18 protein-coding genes are annotated in these 20079 nt (G+C 66.4%); 11 read left to right on the top strand and 7 right to left on the bottom strand.

Annotated features, from left to right (window positions below; all coding sequences use genetic code 11):
- Nucleotides 1-99: 99 nt before the first annotated feature.
- From ABEA50_RS26515 to ABEA50_RS26535, 5 genes are all read left to right on the top strand, one after another.
- Entirely contained in the window at nucleotides 100-1014 is a 915-nt protein-coding gene (locus ABEA50_RS26515; protein WP_345498849.1) for an aminodeoxychorismate lyase, read from the top strand.
- A 183-nt stretch (nucleotides 1015-1197) separates the two neighbouring features.
- A complete protein-coding gene (locus ABEA50_RS26520) occupies nucleotides 1198-2667 on the top strand; it encodes a cytochrome ubiquinol oxidase subunit I (RefSeq protein WP_345498851.1) in 1470 nt (489 codons plus the stop codon).
- 15 nt (nucleotides 2668-2682) lie between these two features.
- Nucleotides 2683-3714 carry a cytochrome d ubiquinol oxidase subunit II gene (cydB, locus tag ABEA50_RS26525; protein ID WP_345498853.1) on the top strand — a complete coding sequence of 344 codons (1032 nt, stop codon included), beginning with the start codon at nucleotides 2683-2685 and terminating at the stop codon, nucleotides 3712-3714.
- 2 nt (nucleotides 3715-3716) lie between these two features.
- Entirely contained in the window at nucleotides 3717-5753 is a 2037-nt protein-coding gene (locus ABEA50_RS26530; protein WP_345498854.1) for an ABC transporter ATP-binding protein/permease, read from the top strand.
- Nucleotides 5754-6357: 604 nt separating this feature from the next.
- Nucleotides 6358-8298, top strand: a complete 1941-nt coding sequence (locus tag ABEA50_RS26535; protein WP_345499193.1) for an ATP-binding cassette domain-containing protein — start codon at nucleotides 6358-6360, stop codon at nucleotides 8296-8298.
- A 405-nt stretch (nucleotides 8299-8703) separates the two neighbouring features.
- Here ABEA50_RS26535 and ABEA50_RS26540 read toward each other — a convergent pair whose 3' ends face one another.
- The 6 genes from ABEA50_RS26540 to ABEA50_RS26565 form a co-directional block, all read right to left on the bottom strand.
- Nucleotides 8704-9399 carry a heme-binding beta-barrel domain-containing protein gene (locus tag ABEA50_RS26540; protein WP_345498855.1) on the bottom strand — a complete coding sequence of 232 codons (696 nt, stop codon included), beginning with the start codon at nucleotides 9397-9399 and terminating at the stop codon, nucleotides 8704-8706.
- Nucleotides 9400-9600: 201 nt separating this feature from the next.
- On the bottom strand, nucleotides 9601-9906 hold the full coding sequence (locus ABEA50_RS26545; protein ID WP_345498857.1) for a DUF1416 domain-containing protein: 306 nt from the start codon (nucleotides 9904-9906) through the stop codon (nucleotides 9601-9603).
- A 5-nt stretch (nucleotides 9907-9911) separates the two neighbouring features.
- Entirely contained in the window at nucleotides 9912-10745 is an 834-nt protein-coding gene (locus ABEA50_RS26550) for a sulfurtransferase (protein ID WP_345498858.1), read from the bottom strand.
- Nucleotides 10746-10773: 28 nt separating this feature from the next.
- Nucleotides 10774-11268: a DUF4395 domain-containing protein gene (locus tag ABEA50_RS26555; RefSeq protein ID WP_345498860.1), complete on the bottom strand. Its 495-nt coding sequence runs from the start codon at nucleotides 11266-11268 to the stop codon at nucleotides 10774-10776.
- A gap of 288 nt (nucleotides 11269-11556) precedes the next feature.
- A complete protein-coding gene (locus ABEA50_RS26560; RefSeq protein WP_345498862.1) occupies nucleotides 11557-12027 on the bottom strand; it encodes a thioredoxin family protein in 471 nt (156 codons plus the stop codon).
- Complete coding sequence (locus ABEA50_RS26565) at nucleotides 12024-12821, bottom strand: LmeA family phospholipid-binding protein (RefSeq protein ID WP_345498863.1); 798 nt, start codon at nucleotides 12819-12821, stop codon at nucleotides 12024-12026. Before ABEA50_RS26565 ends, ABEA50_RS26560 begins: the two co-directional genes overlap by 4 nt.
- A gap of 329 nt (nucleotides 12822-13150) precedes the next feature.
- Between ABEA50_RS26565 and ABEA50_RS26570 the strand changes: the two genes are divergently transcribed.
- The 6 genes from ABEA50_RS26570 (at nucleotide 13151) to pstB (ending at nucleotide 19087) form a co-directional block, all read left to right on the top strand.
- Nucleotides 13151-13954, top strand: a complete 804-nt coding sequence (locus ABEA50_RS26570) for a winged helix-turn-helix transcriptional regulator (protein ID WP_345498864.1) — start codon at nucleotides 13151-13153, stop codon at nucleotides 13952-13954.
- Nucleotides 13955-14057: 103 nt separating this feature from the next.
- On the top strand, nucleotides 14058-14969 hold the full coding sequence (mshD, locus tag ABEA50_RS26575) for a mycothiol synthase (RefSeq protein WP_345498865.1): 912 nt from the start codon (nucleotides 14058-14060) through the stop codon (nucleotides 14967-14969).
- A 248-nt stretch (nucleotides 14970-15217) separates the two neighbouring features.
- A complete protein-coding gene (gene pstS / locus ABEA50_RS26580) occupies nucleotides 15218-16324 on the top strand; it encodes a phosphate ABC transporter substrate-binding protein PstS (RefSeq protein ID WP_345498866.1) in 1107 nt (368 codons plus the stop codon).
- Nucleotides 16325-16412: 88 nt separating this feature from the next.
- Nucleotides 16413-17384, top strand: a complete 972-nt coding sequence (pstC, locus tag ABEA50_RS26585; RefSeq protein ID WP_345498867.1) for a phosphate ABC transporter permease subunit PstC — start codon at nucleotides 16413-16415, stop codon at nucleotides 17382-17384.
- Nucleotides 17381-18289 carry a phosphate ABC transporter permease PstA gene (gene pstA, locus ABEA50_RS26590; RefSeq protein ID WP_425577722.1) on the top strand — a complete coding sequence of 303 codons (909 nt, stop codon included), beginning with the start codon at nucleotides 17381-17383 and terminating at the stop codon, nucleotides 18287-18289. Before pstC ends, pstA begins: the two co-directional genes overlap by 4 nt.
- 21 nt (nucleotides 18290-18310) lie before the next feature.
- Nucleotides 18311-19087: a phosphate ABC transporter ATP-binding protein PstB gene (gene pstB, locus ABEA50_RS26595; RefSeq protein WP_345498868.1), complete on the top strand. Its 777-nt coding sequence runs from the start codon at nucleotides 18311-18313 to the stop codon at nucleotides 19085-19087.
- 166 nt (nucleotides 19088-19253) lie between these two features.
- Here pstB and phoU read toward each other — a convergent pair whose 3' ends face one another.
- Nucleotides 19254-19916 carry a phosphate signaling complex protein PhoU gene (gene phoU, locus ABEA50_RS26600; RefSeq protein ID WP_345498869.1) on the bottom strand — a complete coding sequence of 221 codons (663 nt, stop codon included), beginning with the start codon at nucleotides 19914-19916 and terminating at the stop codon, nucleotides 19254-19256.
- Nucleotides 19917-20079: the final 163 nt, after the last annotated feature.

Raw genomic sequence — 20079 nt, forward strand, 5'->3', positions numbered from 1 at the left:
ACAGGATAGGGCGACGGGGCAGCATGAGGTGCCGAGCTTTTGTTACGAGTGCTGACTCGGTGCAAGTCGCGCCCTGTTTGCCCAGGTAGGAGTGTAAGTGTGAAGGTTCTGGTAACACTCGACGGGGCGGTCCGGGATCCGGACGAGCCGCTGTTGTTCGCCGACGACATCGGTGCGCTACGCGGCGACGGTGTTTTCGAAGGGTTGCTGATCCGTGATGGGCGCCCGACCGCGCTCGAATTTCACCTCGCGAGGCTGCGACGTTCGGCCGAAGCCCTGGATTTACCCGAGCCCGATCTCGGTCGTTGGCGGGATGCGGTCGACAAGGCGGTGGCCGAATGGGGCAGTGAGCACGAGGGCATGCTGCGTCTGGTGTTGACAAGGGGGCGTGACAGCGATTTGGCCTCCATCCCGGAGAAAGTGACCTCCGGCGATCTCGCGGCGGCCGTTCCCGTGCCGACCGCCTACGTGCTCGTCCTGCCGGTGGCCGATCGAGTGGCCAAGGCGCGCTCCGAAGGCGTTGCCGTGGTGACGCTTTCGCGCGGTATCTCGATCGATCTCGCGCAGGCGGCGCCGTGGCAGCTGCTCGGCGCCAAGACGTTGTCGTATGCCACGAACATGGCGGCACTGCGCTTCGCGGCGCGGATGGGTGCCGACGACGTGATCTTCACCAGCACCGAGAATCGGGTGTTGGAGGGGCCGCGTTCGAGCGTGGTGATCGCGCGCGACAAGCAGCTGATCACGCCGCCGTCGAAAAACGGTGTGCTGCCGGGTGTTACCCAGCGCGCGCTGTTCGCGGAGGCGAAGAAGGCGGGCTGGGAGTGCCGCTACGATCAGTTGTTCACCGCCGACCTGCTCACTTGCGACAGCATCTGGTTGCTTTCGAGCGTCACCCTGGCCGCGCGGGTGAATTCCCTCGACGGTCTGCGGATGTCGGCGCCGGACAATGCCGAGGAGATCATCGAACTGGTCGATCGCGCCATCGAACGGCCGGGTTCGGTCACCGACTGGTGAGCGAGGCGCCCCCGTGATCTGCGTCCTACTCGGCGGGACGCGGCACGGGGGCGAGCTCGGCGTTCGCCGTTGAATCGGACGCCGAAGTGCGAAAACCCGTGTGTCGTGACCTAGGACGCATTGTTCGGGGCGGTCTGCGACGTAGTATTACTACGTCATGTCGTAGATCGGCAGGAGGCCGGATTGAGTGCCCTGGACATCTCGCGATGGCAGTTCGGCATCACCACCGTCTATCACTTTCTCTTGGTGCCACTGACCATCGGACTAGCACCGCTGGTCGCCGCCATGCAGACCGCATGGGTGATCACCGGCAAGCAGCACTGGCTGCGCCTGACCAAGTTCTTCGGCAAGCTGTTCCTGATCAACTTCGCCCTCGGCGTCGCCACCGGCATCGTGCAGGAATTCCAGTTCGGCATGAACTGGAGCGAGTACTCCCGCTTCGTCGGCGACGTATTCGGCGCACCACTGGCACTGGAAGGTCTCGTCGCCTTCTTCATGGAGTCCACGTTCATCGGTCTGTGGATCTTCGGCTGGACCCGGTTACCGAAACTCGTTCACCTCGGGGCGATTTGGCTCGTCGCGATCGGAGTCAACGCCTCGGCCTACTTCATCGTCGCCGCGAACTCCTTCATGCAGCATCCCGTGGGTGCGCGCTACAACCCCGACACCGGACGCGCCGAACTCACCAGCATCGTCGAGTTGCTCACCAATAACACGGCGCTGGCGGCCTTTCCGCACGTCGTCGCCGGATCTTTTCTTACCGCAGGCACTTTCGTCGCCGGTATCGCCGGCTGGTGGATGGTGCGCAACGCGCGCGACAAGAACGAGGTCAAGCGTACCGAGGCGCGCAGGATGTGGCGGCCCGCCGCGATCGCCGGCATCTGGGTGACGCTGATAGCCATGGCCGCGCTGGTCTACACCGGCGACGTCCAGGGCAAGCTGATGTTCAAACAGCAGCCGATGAAGATGGCGTCGGCGGAATCGTTGTGCCACACCGCGACCGACCCCGACTTCTCCATTCTCACCGTCGGTACGCACAACAACTGCGACAGCGTCGCGCACGTGCTCGAGGTGCCGTTCGTGCTGCCGTGGCTGGCCGAAGGCAAATTCACCGGGGTCACCCTCGACGGCGTCACCGACCTGCAACAGGCGAACAACGAGAAGTACGGGCCCGGCGACTACCGGCCCAACCTGTTCGTCACCTACTGGTCGTTCCGCGCCATGATCGGGCTGTCGGCGGGGTCGGTGCTGATCGCGCTCGCCGGGCTGTGGGTGACCAGGCGTGGGCGAGTGCCGCACGAACGGTGGTTCTCCTGGCTGAGTCTGCTCGCCATCCCGACGCCGTTCCTCGCCAACAGCGCGGGCTGGGTGTTCACCGAAATGGGCCGCCAGCCCTGGGTTGTGGTGCCCAACCCGACGGGCGATCCCAACCTGCGGCTGATGGTGCAGGACGGCGTGTCCAACCATTCGTTCGGCGTCGTGCTCACCTCGCTGATCACCTTCACGCTGGTCTACGGGGCGCTGGCGGTGGTCTGGTTCTACCTGATGCGCCGATACGTGATCGAAGGGCCGGAGCGGGTCGACAAACCCGGCCCCGACGGCGATGGCGGGCCGAAAGACACCTCGGTCGAACAACTTTCGTTCGCCTACTAGGAAGGGCGGGAGACGATGAATTTGCCCGAGTTCTGGTTTCTGCTGATCGGCGTGCTGTTCACCGGTTACTTCGTGCTGGAGGGCTTCGACTTCGGCGTCGGCATGCTCATGCCGATTCTCGGCCGAGGCGCCGACGCGCGAAGGCGCGTGGTACTCAACACCATCGGACCGGTATGGGACGGCAACGAGGTGTGGCTGATCACCGCCGCCGGCGCCATGTTCGCCGCCTTCCCCGAGTGGTACGCCAGCATGTTCTCCGGGTTCTATCTCGGCCTGCTCGTCTTGCTCGTCGCACTGATCCTGCGCATCTGCGCGATCGAGTATCGCGGCAAGATCAACGATCCGCGCTGGCGGGCGCGCTGCGACCTCGGGATCGGAATCGGTTCCTGGATACCGGCATTCGCCTGGGGATGGGTGTTCGCCAACATGGTGCACGGCGTGCCGTTGGATGAGAACAAGCAGTTCGCCGGTACGGTCGCGGACCTGTTCGGCGGGTACGCGTTGCTCGGCGCCCTCACCACCGGGTTGTTGTTCGCGCTGCACGGTGCGGTCTTCCTGAGCTTGAAGACCGGTGGTGAGGTGCGTGCGGACGCCGTGCGCGCGGTACGGATCCTGCTGGGCCCAACGGCCGTGGTCGTGCTCGGATTCGGCCTGTGGACCCAGCTGGCATACGGCAGCGGGTGGACGTGGATCGCGCTGGCGCTCACGGCGTTCGGTCTCGCGGTCAGCGCCGCGACCGCGTTGCTGCACCGCGACGGGTTCGCGTTCACCGGCACCGCGCTCGCGGTCGCCGCGCTCAGCGCGCTGCTGTTCGGCGCGTTGTTCCCGAACGTGTTGCCCTCGACCTTCGGCGCCGCCTACGACCTCACCGTCTACAACGCGTCCTCGACCCCGTACACGCTGCGGGTGATGAGCTGGGCCGCGCTCGTCGTCACCCCCGTCGTCGTGCTCTATCAGGGTTGGACGTACTGGGTGTTCCGCAAGCGCATCAGCCTGGAACAGATTCCGCCTCCCATCGGGCTCCCGCTCGAATCGGCGAGGGACTGATCGTGGCCCGCCCACCCATCGACCCTCGGCTGTGGCGCTACGCGCGCTCGGCGCGGCGGTACCTGGTGTCGAGTGTGCTGCTCTCGCTGGTGATCACCGGGTCGATCGTGGTCACCGCGCTCGCGCTGAGCCGGGTGCTCGCCGGAGTCGTCACCGATCCCGCGCGGCGTTCGATGGGGGAGTGGCGGGCGGAACTCGTGGTGCTCGCCGTGGCGATCGTGCTGCGGGTCGCGGCGACATGGACGCAGTCGCGGCTTGCGCACCGCGCGGGTGCGGGGGTGGTGGCGGAACTGGAAACCGAGGTACTCGCGGCAGGGGCACGGCTGCCACCTCGCGAACTCGACAGTCGCCGAACCGAACTCGCGGTCATCGTCACGACCGGACTGTCCGGACTTCGCGGCTATCTGACCGGGTACTTGCCCGCCCTATTGCTCACCGCCGTGGTGCCGCCGCTCGTGCTGACGGTCATCGCGGTACACGACCCGATGTCCGGGATCATCGTCCTGATCACCCTGCCGCTCATCCCGGTCTTCATGATCCTGATCGGCCTACTCACCCAGGGTCGGGCCGCAGCGACCCTCGCCGCGTCCACGCGGCTGTCGGATCAGCTGTTGGATCTGTTCGCCGGGATGCCGACGTTGCGGGCGCTGGGGCGAGAGGGTCCCGAGCGTGGCAAAGGATCAGGCGCGGATGCCCACGCCGAAGAGACGGCTCAGGACGCGCTCGCGACCAGCGGCATGAGCAAGCGTGTTCGCGACCTGGGCGACGCGCTGCGACACCGGACCATGCGGGCACTGCGACTGGCGTTCCTGTCCTCGATGGTGCTGGAAATGCTCGCCACCCTCAGCGTCGCCTTGGTCGCCGTCTCGATCGGTCTGCGGTTGGTCTTCGGCGAGATGAGCCTCTACGCGGGCCTGGTCGCGCTCATACTCGCCCCCGAGGTCTATCTGCCACTGCGCATGGTCGGCGAACGCTTCCACGCGGCCCAGGACGGATTGGCGGCGTCGGACAAGGCTTTCGAGATTCTCGAGGCGGCGCCGCCGCGAGGTCGGGCCGATGCGTCGGTGGATGCCGATGTGCGTATGGACGAAAAGGGTTCGCTGCGCGCTGGCGGCGGTGCTGTCGCGCAACGGAACCCCACCGTCCGTGCTGGCGGCGCCAGGGGAGTGGGGAACGAAACGGCCGAGCGCAGAATCGGGCAGAGCATCGAGACCGTGTCGAACTCCGATGTGGGTCGTGGAGCGGAAACCGCATCGAAACCGGCCGGAACCCAGACGGGGCGAACAGGTATCGCTGCTGATTCGTTCGCCGCCCGCGCACCGGAGTTCGGGGTGGGGCGTCACGAACCGGATCATGAAGGGGTCCGTGTCGAACTGCGTGCGGTGTCGGTTCGTACGCGCGGGGGGATGGCGCCGCGGCGACTGTCGGCGACATTGCGACCCGGGGCGGTGACCGTGCTCAGCGGCGCCAACGGCAGCGGTAAATCCACCGCGGCGCTGGCGATCCTGGGGTTGTGTTCGCCCGAATCGGGCGCCGTGACCGTCGACGGAGTCGATGTGGGTGCCCTCGAACAACAGCGGTGGTGGGACCAGGTGGCGTGGTTGCCGCAGCGACCCGTCCTGGTGCCGGGCACGCTCGCCGAGAATCTGGCGATGCTGGGGGCGCACGAAACACGAACTTATCGCGAGCAGGTCGAAAAGTACTCGCGTGCGACGGGATTCGACACCGTACTGAACGACCTGACCGACGGGTGGAACACGCTGGTCGGCCCAGGCGGCGTCGGCTTGTCGCTCGGCCAACGCCAACGCCTCGCCCTCACCAGGGTGCTCGCCGCCGACCGCCCCGTCCTGTTGCTCGACGAACCCACCGCGCACCTGGACCCCGACAGCGAGGCCACCGTCCTCGCCGCGCTCACCGCACGCGCCGAAGCCGGCGCGACGGTCATCGTCATCGGCCACCGCCCAACGGTTCTGGCCATCGCGGATCACATTGTCGAGGTGCGCTGTTCGTCGTCGGCGCTCGAGGAGGTCGGCGGATGAGCGTCGTGTCGAAGGACGCCCCTTGGTCACGCTGGGAGTCGGCGCGCAGCGCGTTCTCGGTGGTTGGTCGCCGACCGGCTTCGCGCACGGAGCTTGCCCGCGACACCGAGTGTTTCCTGTGCGCGAGTGGCCGAGCTGACCGGACTGGTTTCAGCAGGCCAGCGTTCGGTCTTCGGCCGACGAATTATGCGCCGCCGCAGCGGTTTTCGCACGATGCGAAAGGTGAGTGGCGCGTTGCGCGGGCGGCTGCTGGTCGGGTCGGTCGGGTGTCCTTTGCGGAGGTGAGTGGAGTGCGTGAGCGGGGCGCGCGAGGGCCGGCCGCTGTCGATGGGTCTGCGGCAGATACTGACGCTGTTGCGATGGCAGGTGACGTTCTCGACTGGCTGGTCGGGTCGGTTGGGGTGGTCGCGTGTCCTTTGTGGAGTGGGGGCGTGAGTGGGGTGCGGTCGGTGGATCTGTGGCGGATGGTGGCGCCGTGGCGGATGGCGTTGGCGATTGCGGCGGCTGCTGGTCGGGTCGGTTGGGGTCGTCGGGTGCCCTTTGTGGAGGTGGGGACGTGAGCGGGGTGCGTGCGGGCAGGGTGCTGTCGAGGGATCTGCGGCGGATGTGGGGGTTGTTGGCGCTGTCGCCGTGGCGGGTGGTGCTGGCGATCGGGTGCGGGGTGGTCGCGCTCGGGAGTGGGCTCGGGTTGGCCGGGCTGGCCGCGTGGCTGATCGCCAGGGCGTGGCAGATGCCGCCGGTGCTCGACCTCAGCATCGCGGTGGTGGCCGTGCGCGCGTTGGGGATCTCGCGCGGGTTGTTCCGCTATCTCGAACGATTGGCCACCCACGATGTGGCGCTTCGAGCGATGACCACGGCGCGTACCAGCGTCTATCGGACACTGGCTCGCTCCGATGTGTGGTTGCGGCGGCCACGGCGCGTGTCCGAGGACCGGTCGACACGGCTGCGCCGTGGTGACCTGCTCGTCGGAATCAGCAGTGACATCGACGATCTCGGTGCCGTGGTAGTGCGCGTGTTCGTTCCCGTCGCGGTGGCTGCCGTGCTGTCGATCGCGGCCATCGGTGTGCTCGCGACCCTGTCCGTGCTGGCGGCGGGGATTCTGGCCGCCGCGCTCGCCGTCGCGGGGATCCTCGCACCCTGGTTGTCGGCGCGGGCGGCGCGCGACGCCGAACAAGCCGTGCGCGCCGACCGCGCGGAGTTCACCGCGCACGCGCTCACCGTGCTGGACCATGCCGCCGAACTGCGGGTGGCGGGCCGTCTCGACGAGGCATTGGCCACCGCGACGGTCTCCGCGCGCCGAGCGGTCGCCGCCGAGGACTCCGCCGCACTGCGCACCGCGCTGGCGGCAGCCGCGACGCCGCTGTCGATCGGCGCGAGCGTTCTCGGGGCCTTGCTCATCGGCATCGGTCAGTACGGCCACGACGGTGGTGCGCCCGGCGCGATGTCACCGATGGCGCTCGTGGTTCTCGTTCTGCTGCCTTTATCGGCGTTCGAGGCGGTGGGGGCACTGCCTGCGGCCGCACAGGCGCTGACGACCGCACGGGCGGCGCTGCATCGGTTGGTGCGGTTCGAGAACGGCGTCGGTACCGATGGTCGGGAACTTCACGAACCTCGCGAACTCGAAGGCTCCGGCGCGTCCGGTCAACCGGGTACCTTCTGCGGGGCAGGCGAGCGCGGTGGACTCGGTGCGAGCGACCACGCCTTCCGCGATTCGGTTGCTTCACCCGCACAGGGGCCGCACGCTCACTACGCGGAGCTCGGCGGGTGTGCTGCTTTTACCGACGAGCTGCCGGGCCCATCGGCGGTTGGCGCCACAACGGTGCCGGCCTCGGCGCGGCGATCGGCGGTGAAAACCGAACTGGCCGACCCGCCGCTGCGCGAATCCGACGGCTTCGCCGAGTGGCCGCAGTCGGCCGGAACGACCGCACTACCGAACGGGCGCAGGATCGCCGTCGTCGGGCCCAGCGGTGCGGGCAAGTCCATGTTGCTCATGGCATGGGCCGGGCTGCTCGATACACCGACTCATCGCGATGTGGCCGTAGACGGTGCCACATTCTTTGCCGAAGACGCACACCTCTTCGGCACCTCGATACTGGAGAATCTGCGTGTCGCGCGGGGCGAACTCACCGGCGAAGAGGCCGAAAGGGCTTTGCGCGCAGTGGGTCTCGATGGATGGTTGACCACTTTGCCGGACGGAATCCACACCGAGCTCGTCGGCGGTGCCGACGCGGTGTCGGGCGGACAACGGCGCCGCCTACTGCTCGCGCGCGCCCTGGTCTCGCCCGCGCGAGTTCTCTTGCTGGACGAGCCCACCGAACACATGGAAGCCGAGGCGGGCGCACAGCTGCTGGGTGAACTCCTCGACGTACACAGCGGCCTGGTCGAACCCGACCGCATCGTGGTCGTCGTCACCCACCAGCTCCCCGCCGACCATCGTGCGGAAATCGTGCTGCGACTCCCAGTATCCGGCCAGGTCAACACTGAATCGAGTGATCGGGACACCGCGGATTTCGCGCCCCGAGAAATTCCGTTGCTCACCCGCTGAAGCGTGGATACATTGTCGGTACACAAGGAAGGAGGTGGTTCGAAGAAATGGTTATTCATAGGACACGTGAGGTGGCTGTCCGCTAGCGCCGCCGCTGCCGGTGGAATCCGTCCGCGCGAGCGCTAGCGAATTCCAGGCAGTCACCCGGCCCCCGAGCCCCCGGTCGGTCCGATCGGGACCTGCGCGAAACCTTTCGCGCGGATACGGCTCGGGGGCCGTTCTGTGTCGTCTCCGCGCGTGCCCACGGCCAGCTGAGGCGCTGTGAAATGAGCGGCTGCGGGCTCGGCGAGACTCTCCCAAGCCCACCTAACCATCTACACCGCAAAGCGTCGGTCACCAGGACGTGGTGATGGCGTCGGGTCGCGGGACAACGCCGGGATGTCCAGGTGACCTTGGTGGTGAGGTTTAACCGATGTAGCGCTGGAGGCGGGCCGAGAGGCGGGGCTCCAGGGGGCCGTCGGCGATTACGCGTTCTTCGACGTAGGCGAGGTCGCCGTTTTCGACGATGCCGTATAGGCGTTTGGCGCCGCCTACTACGATGCCGGATTGGCTGCGGATCACCACGTCGGTGGCCAGTTCCCAGGAGGACTGGGTGAGTGCTTGGCCGTAGAACAACTCGACGATGCCGGAGCTGTGGGTAAGCAACAGCTCGATGACCTCGTCGTCGCCGTCGGTGCCGACCCGCCAGAAACCGCTCTCGCGCAGATCGGGCGAGCTGTAGTTGCCTTCGGCGTCCAGCACCCAGGACCTGGACTCCCAGGCGAGGTAGTCCCCGCCGTCGTGGGAGACCACGATCTGTTGGCCGAATCGGTAGTCACCGCGCTCCCGGTCGTTACCCTCGCCCTCGCCGCGCCATACACCCACCAGGGGCAGCAGCGCCAGCATCGTGGCGCTCAGGTCGGGGCCGAGGCGCAGATTCGCGGTGTCCTCGGGCAACGGCAAGTCCGGCAATGTCGGAATGTTGCGTCCGCCGGTCGCTTTCGCGCGCTCGGCAGCAACGGCTACCGCCTCGTCGCCACTCCGGCGAGCAGGCGAGACGCCGCTTGCTTGTTCACTCGCTCGCTCGGCTGGATCGGAACCTTCGCTCGCGAGTTCGCTCATGACTCGGTGAACAGGCGGTAGAAGACGTAAAGGCCGAACCAGCCGATCAGCACGGAGCAGGCCACCAGCAGAATTTCGAATAAGACGACCACCACTGAAGTCTAACGACCTCCCCTACCCAACACACAAACGGGCCCCGGTGCTCCCTTGTCGAACAGGGAGAACCAGGGCCCGTTTCGCGGTGTTGCTCGCGTGGCCGACCTACTTGGCGACCGACACGTCCACGGTGTGAACGCCCGCGCCTTCCGGACGTACCTCGACCGAGCCGTTGCCCGCCGAGGACAGCGCACGCACGGTCCACACGCCTGCCGCGGCGAAGAACCGGAAGTCGCCGGTACCGGAGGCGACGACCTCGGCGGTGAAATCACCGTTGCCGTCGAGCAGTCGGACGAACGCGCCGCCGACCGGCTGACCGTCGACATTGAGGACACGGCCGTTGATGACCGTTTCCTTCTCCACGTCGACTCCAGCGGGAATGGTCTGACCCTGGGTAGGTGCTGCGCACATATTCCTTACTCTCCCAACGCGATCGGGGCCCCGATGAGGGAGCCGTATTCGGTCCAGCTGCCGTCGTAGTTCTTGACGTTCTGGTGGCCGAGCAGTTCCTGCAGCACGAACCAGGTGTGCGAGGAACGCTCGCCGATGCGGCAGTAGGCGATGGTCTCCTTGGTGCCGTCGAGGCCAGCCGCCTGGTAGATCTCGGTGAGTTCGGCATCGGACTTGAAGGTGCCGTCCTCGTTGGCGGCCTTGCTCCACGGCACGTTGATCGCGCTGGGGATGTGGCCACCCTTCTGGCTCTGCTCCTGCGGCAGGTGCGCTGGCGCGAGGATCTTGCCGGAGAACTCGTCTGGCGAGCGCACGTCGACCAGGTTCTTCACGTCGATCGCGGCGATGACCTCGTCGCGGAACGCGCGGATGGACAGGTCGGGCGCCGACGCCTTGTACTGGGTGCCGGAGCGGGTGACCGCGTCGGTGGACAGCGGGCGGCCGTCGAGTTCCCACTTCTTGCGGCCACCGTCGATCAGCTTGACGTTGTTGTGGCCGTACAGCTTGAAGTACCAGTAGGCGTACGCGGCGAACCAGTTGTTGTTGCCGCCGTAGAGAACGACGGTGTCGTCGTTGGCGATGCCGCGCGCCGAGAGCAGGTCGGAGAACTGCTCCTGGTTGATGAAGTCGCGGCGAACCGGATCCTGGAGGTCTTTCTTCCAGTCGAGCCGAACGGCGCCCTCGATGTGACCGCCGTCGTAGGCGGAGGTGTCCTCGTCGACCTCGACGAAGACGACGCCGGGGGCGTTGAGGTTCTCTTCGGCCCAGTCAACGGAGACCAGGACATCGGAGCGAGCCATTGTGTTCCTTTCGAAAGTGCGAACAGGGTCAGGCTGCCGGGGAGTCGGCCCGGCGGATTCGGGCGACCAAAGGATAGATCTGGCAACCCAGGCAGATCCCGAACGCCGCGTTCAGGAACGCCGCGAACAGGGCAAAGCCGGCGAACACCGCGCCGACGATTGTGGAGCCGAGCACGAAGCCCAGCAAACTGGCGACCGAGAAGGCGAGGCCGAGCAGTTGCGCGAAGCGCAGCGGAGCTACCGGCTCGGTTTCGGTGGTCGGTCCGAGGCGAGGCGCCACCAGTGTGGCGAAGATCCGCCCGTAAGGGTGCTTGCGCGGGCCGTAGGCGGCTCCGATCGCGAAGACGATCGCTTGCAGGGCGATCAGTACGGCGGCGGCGCCGGGCGCCAACGCCGCCACGAGCAGCACCACCACCAGTACCGCGGTCGTGACCCACGCGGCGAAGCGTGGCCCTCGGACGTCGACGTGATCGGGACTGCCGTGACCGGCAGTACCCGACGAAGTATGGCTAGCTGTGGACATTGTGCGAACTCCTGCGCTGAATCTGTCGAATGACGGGAGATTTGCCGCTGGCTACGCGATCGAGGGGATCGGCGTGCGGTGGGCAGCGGTCGGCGTCAGGAGATCTGAGCGGTCCGACCGATCAATGGCACAGGCAGCAACAACCACCGAGTCGGCACAGGTCAACTGTGCGACGTCGGGTGAGCATCAGCTCGTGGTTGGCTTGCACGAAACGCAGTTTACCCAATTCGGCCTGGAATTGGAGCCCTGGGGCTCGAGACCGATGTCACGGGGACTTGGCAGGCTTGTTCAGCTCAGGGGAGCGGCGACGGTGAGCGGCTCCAACGCGCTGCGCAGATCGGTGACCTTCGGGACACCGGAGATCCGGAACCGTTCGCGGCCTTCGGTATCGAAGACGAAGGTGGTCGGCAACGACAACACGTTCAGTTCGCGGGCCAGCGCCGCCTCGTCGTCGATATCGACCTCGAGGTCGAGCGGCGGCGCCGCGGCATCCGCCAACTGGCCCGTGGCCTCGGTGACCACCCTGCGCACGGCGCTGCACGGCCCGCACCAGTCGGCGGAGAAATGCAGCACCGCCGGCCCGGTGCCGGTGACACCGACCGAGGCGAGCAGTTCGGCGCGCACCGAGGCGGCGGCGTCCGCGGATTCGGCCGACAGCGCGGTGTCGGCGGCACGGATCTTGCCGTCGCGGCGCCGCACGAGGAAGCCCACCGCGAGGGCGGCGAGCACCATCACGACGAGGATGCTGATTTCGATCATGGCTGCTGCAATCGGTCGAGGTCGATTGTGGCGTTCACGCCCTTGCCCTCGACCACGATCTGGCCGCCTTGTGCGGAAACCTTGGTCGGGCGGACGCCGAACGGTAGTTCTATGGTGTCGATCGTACGGGTGAACCGCGCGAGCACCGCGGGACGATCGGCCTCGGGAACCACGGTGTTCTGCGCGATCTCGGTGGCCGTGGTCGGGTGATAGAGGCCGGTGGCGATGATCTTCACCTGGTCGCCCTCCAGCAGCAGATCGGCCTGCACGCTGACGTTCTTTCCGCCGAACTGGGTGCCGGGGGTGGTCGGCAGCGTGCCGGTGAGCACGAGTGCGCCGGTGGTGGTCATGCCGGAGCCGCCAGACCCGCCGGTGCCATCGGATTTGTCCGCCGGTCGCGAGTGCAGTTGCAGGTCGGGGATATTGAACAGGCGGCCGAGTTCGGTCGGTTCGACCCGGAACCTGCCCTCGACCTCCTCGACGGGCACATTGTGCAGATTCCCGTCGATCAGATCGCTCAAGGGGAGCCGGACGCCGTGCAACGTCGCCTCCAGCGCGACCTCGCCGGGAATGTCCTGGCGGTTTCCGCGCGCTTCGATGTCGACGTCGTAGCGACTGCGCAGCGATTGGATCAGGAACGGGAAACCATGGATGGTGACCTCGGGGTCTGCGGTGAGATCCGCACCGACCCGCAGGGTGCGTGATACGCGGTATTCCGAGTACGCGGCGGCGCCGAAATCGACGACGACCGCGAGGCAGGCGAGACACACCAGCCCGATGATCAGCTTTCGCATGTTGCCAGCCTCTTCGGTCCTGCGGCGGTGGCGCGCGCGGGGAGTTCGGATCGCGCGTCGAGTGCGCCGGGGGATATCGGTGTTGTGGTGAGTCCGGTTCCGGGGCACTCGATCGCGTGGGGGATGCAGGCACCATATCGGTTGGCGTCCGAGGGGTCGTCGTGAGTCCCGTGGCGGGGTCTTCGACCCGGAATGCATGGTCATCGGCGTGAACGCGCTAATCTTGCATTCGATTACCTGTGATCGGCGATGGGGCTTGCGGCGGCGTTGCCGCTGTCGATATCGCTTCAAGGTGGCTATTCAGTGGCTACCAGATGGGAGGAGAGCTTGTGGAGCTGCTCCTGCTGACCGCCGACCCCGATCCCGAGGCGGTGCTGCCCTCGTTGGCCCTGCTCGCGCACAACGTGCGCCCCGCACCGACCGAGGTGTCCTCGCTGTTGGAGGCGGGGACCGCTGACGTTGCCCTGGTGGATGCCCGCACCGACCTGGCCGCCGCGCGCGGCCTGTGCCGACTACTCGGCAGCACCGGCTCCTCGGTGCCTGTTGTCGCGGTCGTTACCGAAGGTGGCCTGGTCGCGGTGAACGCGGACTGGGGCCTGGACGACATTCTGCTGCCGGGAACCGGACCCGCGGAACTCGACGCACGGCTGCGACTGCTGGTCAGCCGCAATGGTGGGGTGGCGAGCCCGGAGAACTCCGGCAAGATCACCCTCGGCGAGTTGGTGATCGACGAGGGGACCTACACCGCGCGGCTGCGTGGCCGTCCGCTCGATCTCACCTACAAGGAATTCGAGCTGCTGAAGTACCTCGCGCAGCACGCGGGCCGGGTCTTCACCCGCGCGCAGCTGCTGCAGGAGGTGTGGGGCTACGACTTCTTCGGCGGCACGAGAACTGTCGACGTGCACGTGCGGCGACTGCGCGCGAAACTCGGCAGCGAATACGAGTCGTTGATCGGCACCGTGCGCAATGTCGGTTACAAGGCGGTGCGGCCTGCTCGGTCGGCGAAGACCGAAACTCCCCGCGGCCCGGTGAAGGCGCCTGGGGCCGAGGGAACCGACAGTGCGGCGAATGCCGAGGGGGCCGATGACGCTCCGCTCGCACCGGTGAACGGTTCGGTCCAGCAAGGGCGTTGATCTACGACTCGTAGAGTGTGACGCGGGGTGGAAATGCGCGCCGAGGTAACGGTGTTGTCCCCGAACGATGTACGCGAACGAGCACCGCGACGAACGGAGACCGATGAGCGGCGCGACCACAGCATGGACCGACCGGCTAGCGGCGCAGGAGGCGGACGCGGTCAGCGCGTTGTTCGCACGCGCGACGGCCGCCGACGGGCTGGCCCCGGTCTCCGAGCAGGCGACGGTCTCGCTGCGCTCCGAGGACGGCACCAGGCACCTGTTGGTGGTGCGCGAGGGTGCGGTCGCGGGGTACGCGAGTCTCGTTGCGGCGCACGGTGAGCACCCGGCGATGGCGGAGGTCGTGGTGGACCCGTCCGCGCGCGGTCACGGTGTCGGCCGCGACTTGGTGGCGGCCGCGCTCGGCGAAGGTGGCCGGGGTGCGCGGGTATGGGCGCACGGCGACCTACCCGCGGCGAAGGCGGTAGCGGCCAAGCTCGGGTTGCGTGCGGCGCGCGAATTGTGGCAGATGCGCCGCGATCTGGCGACTTCACAGTTACCTGACTTGATCGTTCCGGCCGGGTTGCGGGTGCGGACCTATGCCGGTTCGTCCGATGACGCGGAATTGCTCAGGGTCAACAATGCCGCCTTCGACTGGCATCCGGAGCAGGGCGGATGGACCGAGCGCGACATCGAGGCGCGCAAGGCCGAGTCCTGGTTCGATCCGGAGGGCCTGTTCCTGGTCAGCGAGGTCGACGACCCGGAGATCCTGCTCGGATTCCATTGGACCAAGGTGCATTTCGATGAGGATCCGCCGGTCGGCGAGGTGTACGTGGTAGGTGTCGACCCCGCAGCGCAGGGCAGGGGGCTCGGACGCCTGTTGACCCTCGCCGGGCTGCATCATCTGCGTCAGCGACAGCTTGCCGAGGTATTGCTGTACACCGAGGGTGACAACACGGCGGCGGTGCGGACTTACACCCAGCTCGGGTTCGAGCCCGCGCACATCGATACCGCCTACGCCGAACAGCCGGATTAGGCTGCCCTTTTCGGGCCCCGAGGCAATACTGCGGCAAAGGTCACAGTTAGCTGACGGTAGGAGTGGGAATCGCGCCGGGCTGTTCACCCTCCGTTCACTCAGTTCGGTCCAGCTGTCAACCAGGCGACTTTAGGTTGGTTGAGGGCAGCCCACGGCTGCCTGGTGCGCACGTTCCGAGAGGGGCACGCACCAAAGCACCCGTCCGGGCCGGTGAGGGACCGGGCGAGTACGTGATTCCCGGAGGCATAGTGAATCTCAAGCGCAGCAGCGCCCTTGTCGGTGTACTGGCTGTCGGTGCCATGACGCTCGCCGCGTGTGGCAGTGACGACAACACCAGCGCCACCGGCAGTGCGCCGGCGTCCGACGTCGCTTGCGGCGGCAAGTCGGCACTGAAGGCGAGTGGTTCTTCCGCTCAGGCCAACGCGATGACCCGCTTCGTCAACGCCTACGAGGCGAACTGCGACAGCGCCAAGCTCGACTACACCTCCAGCGGCTCCGGCGCCGGCGTGAAGGAATTCCTCGGTGGTCAAACCGATTTCGGTGGTTCCGACTCGCCGCTGAAGGCCGACGAGGCCGCCAAGGCCGCCGAGCGGTGCGCGGGATCGCCCGCGTGGAACCTGCCGACCGTCTTCGGCCCGATCGCGGTGACCTACAACATCGACGGCGTCACCGACCTCGCGCTCGACGGCCCGACCTCGGCGAAGATCTTCAACGGCACCATCAAGACCTGGGATGCCCCGGAGATCAAGGCGCTCAACCCGAACGCCGCGCTGCCCGCCGAGAAGATCAACGTGATCTTCCGTTCGGACGAGTCGGGCACCACCGACAACTTCCAGCTCTACCTGGACGCCGCCTCGAACGGCGCGTGGGGCAAGGGCGCGGGCAAGGCGTTCGCCGGCGGTGTCGGTGAGGGCGCCAAGGGCAACGAGGGCACCTCGGCCGCGATCAAGAACACCAAGAACGCGATCACCTACAACGAGTGGTCCTTCGCCAAGCAGCAGAAGCTCTCCGTCTCGCGGATCGTCACCTCGGCGGGCCCCGAGCCGGTCACCCTCTCCACCGAGACCGCCGGAAAGGCGATCGACGGCGTGAAGATCAAGGGTGAGGGCAACGACCTGGTGCTCGACACCACGTCGTTCTACAACCCGACCGAGCAGGGCGCGTACCCGATCATCCTGTCGACCTACGAGATCGTCTGCTCCAAGTACCCGGATGCCGAGACGGCGACCGCGGTCAAGGCGTTCCTCGAGTCGGCGACCGATAACGGGCAGAAGGGTCTGGAGGACGTCGGCTACATTCCGATCCCCGACGCGTTCAAGACCAAGCTGACCGCCGCCATCGACGCCATCTCCTGATAGCACAGCGATGACCTTGCACGACGAAGTGACCGCTGCGGGCCAGTCGGACTCGACCGGCCCGCGGGCGGGCGGAGATACTGCGCATATGCCGAGTACCACGAGCAAAGACCCGGAGAAGTCGGGCCGAACGGCACACAGTCGCCTCGGCGAGACGATCTTCCGTTCGCTGGCGACCACCGCCGGCGCGACGATCGTCGCGGCTATCGGGTTGATCGCACTGTTCCTGTTGATCAGGGCGGTGCCGTCGCTACTGGAAAACAAGGCGAACTTCCTGACCAGTACCGAGTTTTCGACCAGTTCGGGGAGCCTGAGCTTCGGTATCCGTGACCTGTTCATGGTGACGGTGTTGAGTTCGTTGCTCGCGCTGTTGATCGCCGTGCCGATCGGTATCGGGATCGCGCTGTTCTTGACGCATTACTCGCCGAAGATGTTGGCCAAGCCGTTCGCGGTGGTGGTCGATCTACTCGCCGCGGTTCCTTCGATCGTGTTCGGTCTATGGGGCATCTTCGTGCTGGCACCGTGGTTGGATCCGGTCGCGACCTTCCTGAACGACAAGCTGGGATGGTTCTTCCTGTTCTCCAACGGCAATGTGTCGTTGGCGGGCGGGGGCACCATCTTCACCGCGGGCATCGTGCTGGCGGTGATGATCCTGCCGATCATCACCTCGGTCACCCGTGAGGTCTTCAACCTCACCCCCCGCACGCACATCGAGGCCGCGCAGGCACTCGGCGCGACCAAGTGGGAAGTTGTGCGCATGACCGTGCTGCCTTACGGCCGCAGCGGCATGATCGCAGGCTCCATGCTGGGTCTGGGTCGAGCGCTCGGAGAGACGATCGCGGTGCTGATCGTGTTGCGCACCTCGGCGCAGAACGGCGGCTGGTCGCTGTTCGACGGCGGATACACCTTCGCGTCGAAGATCGCTTCTGCCGCAGCCGAATTCAATGAGCCGTTGCCGACGGGTGCCTATATCGCCGCGGGCTTCGTGCTGTTCATGCTGACGTTCGTGGTCAACGCCTTGGCGCGTGCCGCCTCGGGAGGAAAGGTCAGCGGCGGATGACAACCGTGACAACCAAGTTCGACAAACCGATCAAAGCGCCTGCCTTCCGCGAGGTCAGCTTGGCGCGCAAGGTGAAGAACAACATCGCCACCGGCCTGGTGTGGGCCTGCTTCGCGGTCGCGCTCATCCCGCTGGTGTGGGTGTTGTGGGTAGTGGTCGCGCGCGGCTTCGATGCCATCATCTCCTCGGGATGGTGGGGCAAGTCGCTCAAAGGCGTACTGCCGGAAGACTTCGCGGGCGGCGTGTATCACGCTATCTACGGCACCCTGGTGCAGGCGGGCGTCGCCGGGATCATCTCGGTGCCGTTGGGTGTGATGGCCGCGATCTACTTGGTGGAGTACGGCAGAGGCCGACTGGCCAAGGTGACCACTTTCATGGTCGACATCCTCGCGGGGGTGCCATCGATCGTGGCCGCGTTGTTCGTGTTCGCGCTGTGGATCGCGACGCTCGGTCTGCCGCAGAGCGGCTTCGCGGTGTCACTGGCTCTGGTGCTGCTCATGCTGCCGGTGGTGGTTCGCAGCTCCGAGGAGATGTTGAAGCTCGTGCCGGACGAGTTGCGTGAAGCGTCCTACGCGCTCGGCATCCCGAAATGGAAGACCATCCTTCGGGTGGTGGTACCCACCGCGCTGCCAGGCATGATCAGCGGCATTCTGCTGGCGGTGGCCCGCGTTATGGGTGAGACCGCACCGGTGCTTGTTCTCGTGGGCTACAGCCGTTCGATCAATTACAACCTGTTCGACGGCAATATGGCTTCGCTGCCGTTGCTGATGTACCAGGAGTTGACCAACCCGGAGAAGGCGGGCGAGATGCGTGTGTGGGGCGCCGCACTGACGCTGATCTTGATCATCGCCCTCCTGTACCTCGCGGCGGCGGTGCTGAACCGACTGCTCACGCGGAACCGATAGAACCGGAACGGAATTCACGACATGGCCAAGCGGATCGACGTCAAAGATCTGAACATCTTCTACGGCAAGTTCCACGCGGTTGCCGACGTGGGTTTGACCGTGCTGCCGCGCAGTGTCACCGCGTTCATCGGTCCTTCCGGTTGCGGTAAGTCCACCGTGTTGCGCTCGCTGAACCGGATGCACGAGGTGACCCCGAGTGCCCGCGTCGAGGGCGGCGTGTTGCTCGACGGCGAGGACATCTACAGCTCGCAGGTCGACCCGGTCGGCGTGCGGCGCACCATCGGCATGGTGTTCCAGCGGCCGAACCCGTTCCCCACCATGTCCATCAAGGACAACGTGGTCGCCGGGCTGAAGTTGCAGGGTGTGCGCAACAAGAAGGAACTCGACGAGGTCGCCGAGCGCTCACTGCGCGGCGCCAACCTCTGGAACGAGGTGAAGGACCGCCTCGACAAGCCGGGTGGTGGTCTTTCGGGTGGTCAGCAGCAGCGTCTGTGCATCGCGCGCGCGATCGCGGTCTCACCGGACGTGCTGTTGATGGACGAGCCGTGCTCGGCGCTCGACCCGATTTCGACATTGGCGATCGAGGATCTGATCACCGAGTTGAAGAAGGAATACACCATCGTCATCGTCACCCACAACATGCAGCAGGCCGCGCGCGTGAGCGACCAGACCGGGTTCTTCAACCTGGAGTCGCAGGGTAAGCCGGGCAAGCTGGTGGAGATCGACGACACCGAGAAGATCTTCTCCAACCCCGGCCAGAAAGCCACCGAGGACTACATCTCCGGCCGCTTCGGCTAGGTCGACGCAGAGTCGAAAATGGCCCGCACCTTTCGGTGCGGGCCATTTTTGTCGCGGTGTCATCCGGTCCTGTCGAGCCCTGCCGACGGTAGCCTGCGAGGTTCGAAAAAGGGCTCGTGCGGTGTGCGCGAGCCTTTTCGGTGTCGCGGAGCGTGTGATCCTCCGGTCAGACCTCGATGTCGGGGTCGGGGGGCAGGACGCCGGTGGCGAGGAAGATGACGCGGCGACCGATCTCGACGGCGTGGTCGGCGAAGCGCTCGTAGTAGCGGCCGAGCAGCGTCACGTCGACGGCTGCGGCGACGCCGTGCTTCCATTCCCGGTCCATCAGCAGGGTGAACAGGTGCCGGTGCAGGTCGTCCATGGCTTCGTCGTCCTGGTTGAGCTGCGCGGCGCGCTCGGGGTCGCGTGTCTCGAGCACCTCCTTGGCGCTGGCGCCCATGCTCACCGCGACCCTGCCCATTTCGGCGAAGTAGCCGTTGACCGCTTCCGGCAGTGCGTGATTGGGGTGTCGGCGCCGCGATACCTTGGCGACGTGCAGCGCGAGCGCGCCCATCCGGTTGACGTCGGACACGATCTGGATGGCGCTGATCACCTGGCGCAGATCACCCGCGACCGGCGCCTGCAGTGCGAGTAGCGCGAATGCTCGCTCCTCAGCGTCCTGGATGAGTTCGGCGATCCGATCGCCTTCGCCGATCACCTGCTCGGCGAGACCGAGATCGGCCTGGAGCAGTGCCTGGGTGGCTCGGTCCATTGCCGAGCCCGCCAGCCCGGCCATCTCGCCCAACAGGTTGGCGAGATCGGCCATTTGCTCGTTGTAGATGACACGCATGAAAAATGAGACTAGTTCCCCGCGCTGACCAAGTCACCAACAGCCGGTGAATGTGTGGTGCCGAAAGTCGGCGCCACCCCTGCGTCGCCGCCACTACGGATCGTCGTAGGCGGTGCTGTTCCCCAACGCTGAGACGGCGCGTTCCGTGCCCGCGCCAGCGCTG

Source organism: Nocardia callitridis (genome assembly GCF_039543305.1).
GTDB classification, from domain to species: Bacteria; Actinomycetota; Actinomycetes; order Mycobacteriales; family Mycobacteriaceae; genus Nocardia; species Nocardia callitridis.

Bases quoted from the DNA above. Each gene is read 5' to 3' on its own strand.
- ABEA50_RS26535 (WP_345499193.1), top strand. From the start codon at position 6,358: ATGTGGGGGTTGTTGGCGCTGTCGCCGTGGCGGGTGGTGCTGGCGATC.
- mshD (WP_345498865.1), top strand. From the start codon at position 14,058: ATGAGCGGCGCGACCACAGCATGGACCGACCGGCTAGCGGCGCAGGAG.
- cydB (WP_345498853.1), top strand. From the start codon at position 2,683: ATGAATTTGCCCGAGTTCTGGTTTCTGCTGATCGGCGTGCTGTTCACC.
- ABEA50_RS26550 (WP_345498858.1), bottom strand. From the start codon at position 10,745: ATGGCTCGCTCCGATGTCCTGGTCTCCGTTGACTGGGCCGAAGAGAAC.
- phoU (WP_345498869.1), bottom strand. From the start codon at position 19,916: ATGCGTGTCATCTACAACGAGCAAATGGCCGATCTCGCCAACCTGTTG.
- ABEA50_RS26540 (WP_345498855.1), bottom strand. From the start codon at position 9,399: ATGAGCGAACTCGCGAGCGAAGGTTCCGATCCAGCCGAGCGAGCGAGT.
- ABEA50_RS26555 (WP_345498860.1), bottom strand. From the start codon at position 11,268: ATGTCCACAGCTAGCCATACTTCGTCGGGTACTGCCGGTCACGGCAGT.
- pstB (WP_345498868.1), top strand. From the start codon at position 18,311: ATGGCCAAGCGGATCGACGTCAAAGATCTGAACATCTTCTACGGCAAG.
- pstA (WP_425577722.1), top strand. From the start codon at position 17,381: ATGACAACCGTGACAACCAAGTTCGACAAACCGATCAAAGCGCCTGCC.
- pstC (WP_345498867.1), top strand. From the start codon at position 16,413: ATGCCGAGTACCACGAGCAAAGACCCGGAGAAGTCGGGCCGAACGGCA.
- ABEA50_RS26565 (WP_345498863.1), bottom strand. From the start codon at position 12,821: ATGCGAAAGCTGATCATCGGGCTGGTGTGTCTCGCCTGCCTCGCGGTC.
- ABEA50_RS26560 (WP_345498862.1), bottom strand. From the start codon at position 12,027: ATGATCGAAATCAGCATCCTCGTCGTGATGGTGCTCGCCGCCCTCGCG.
- ABEA50_RS26545 (WP_345498857.1), bottom strand. From the start codon at position 9,906: ATGTGCGCAGCACCTACCCAGGGTCAGACCATTCCCGCTGGAGTCGAC.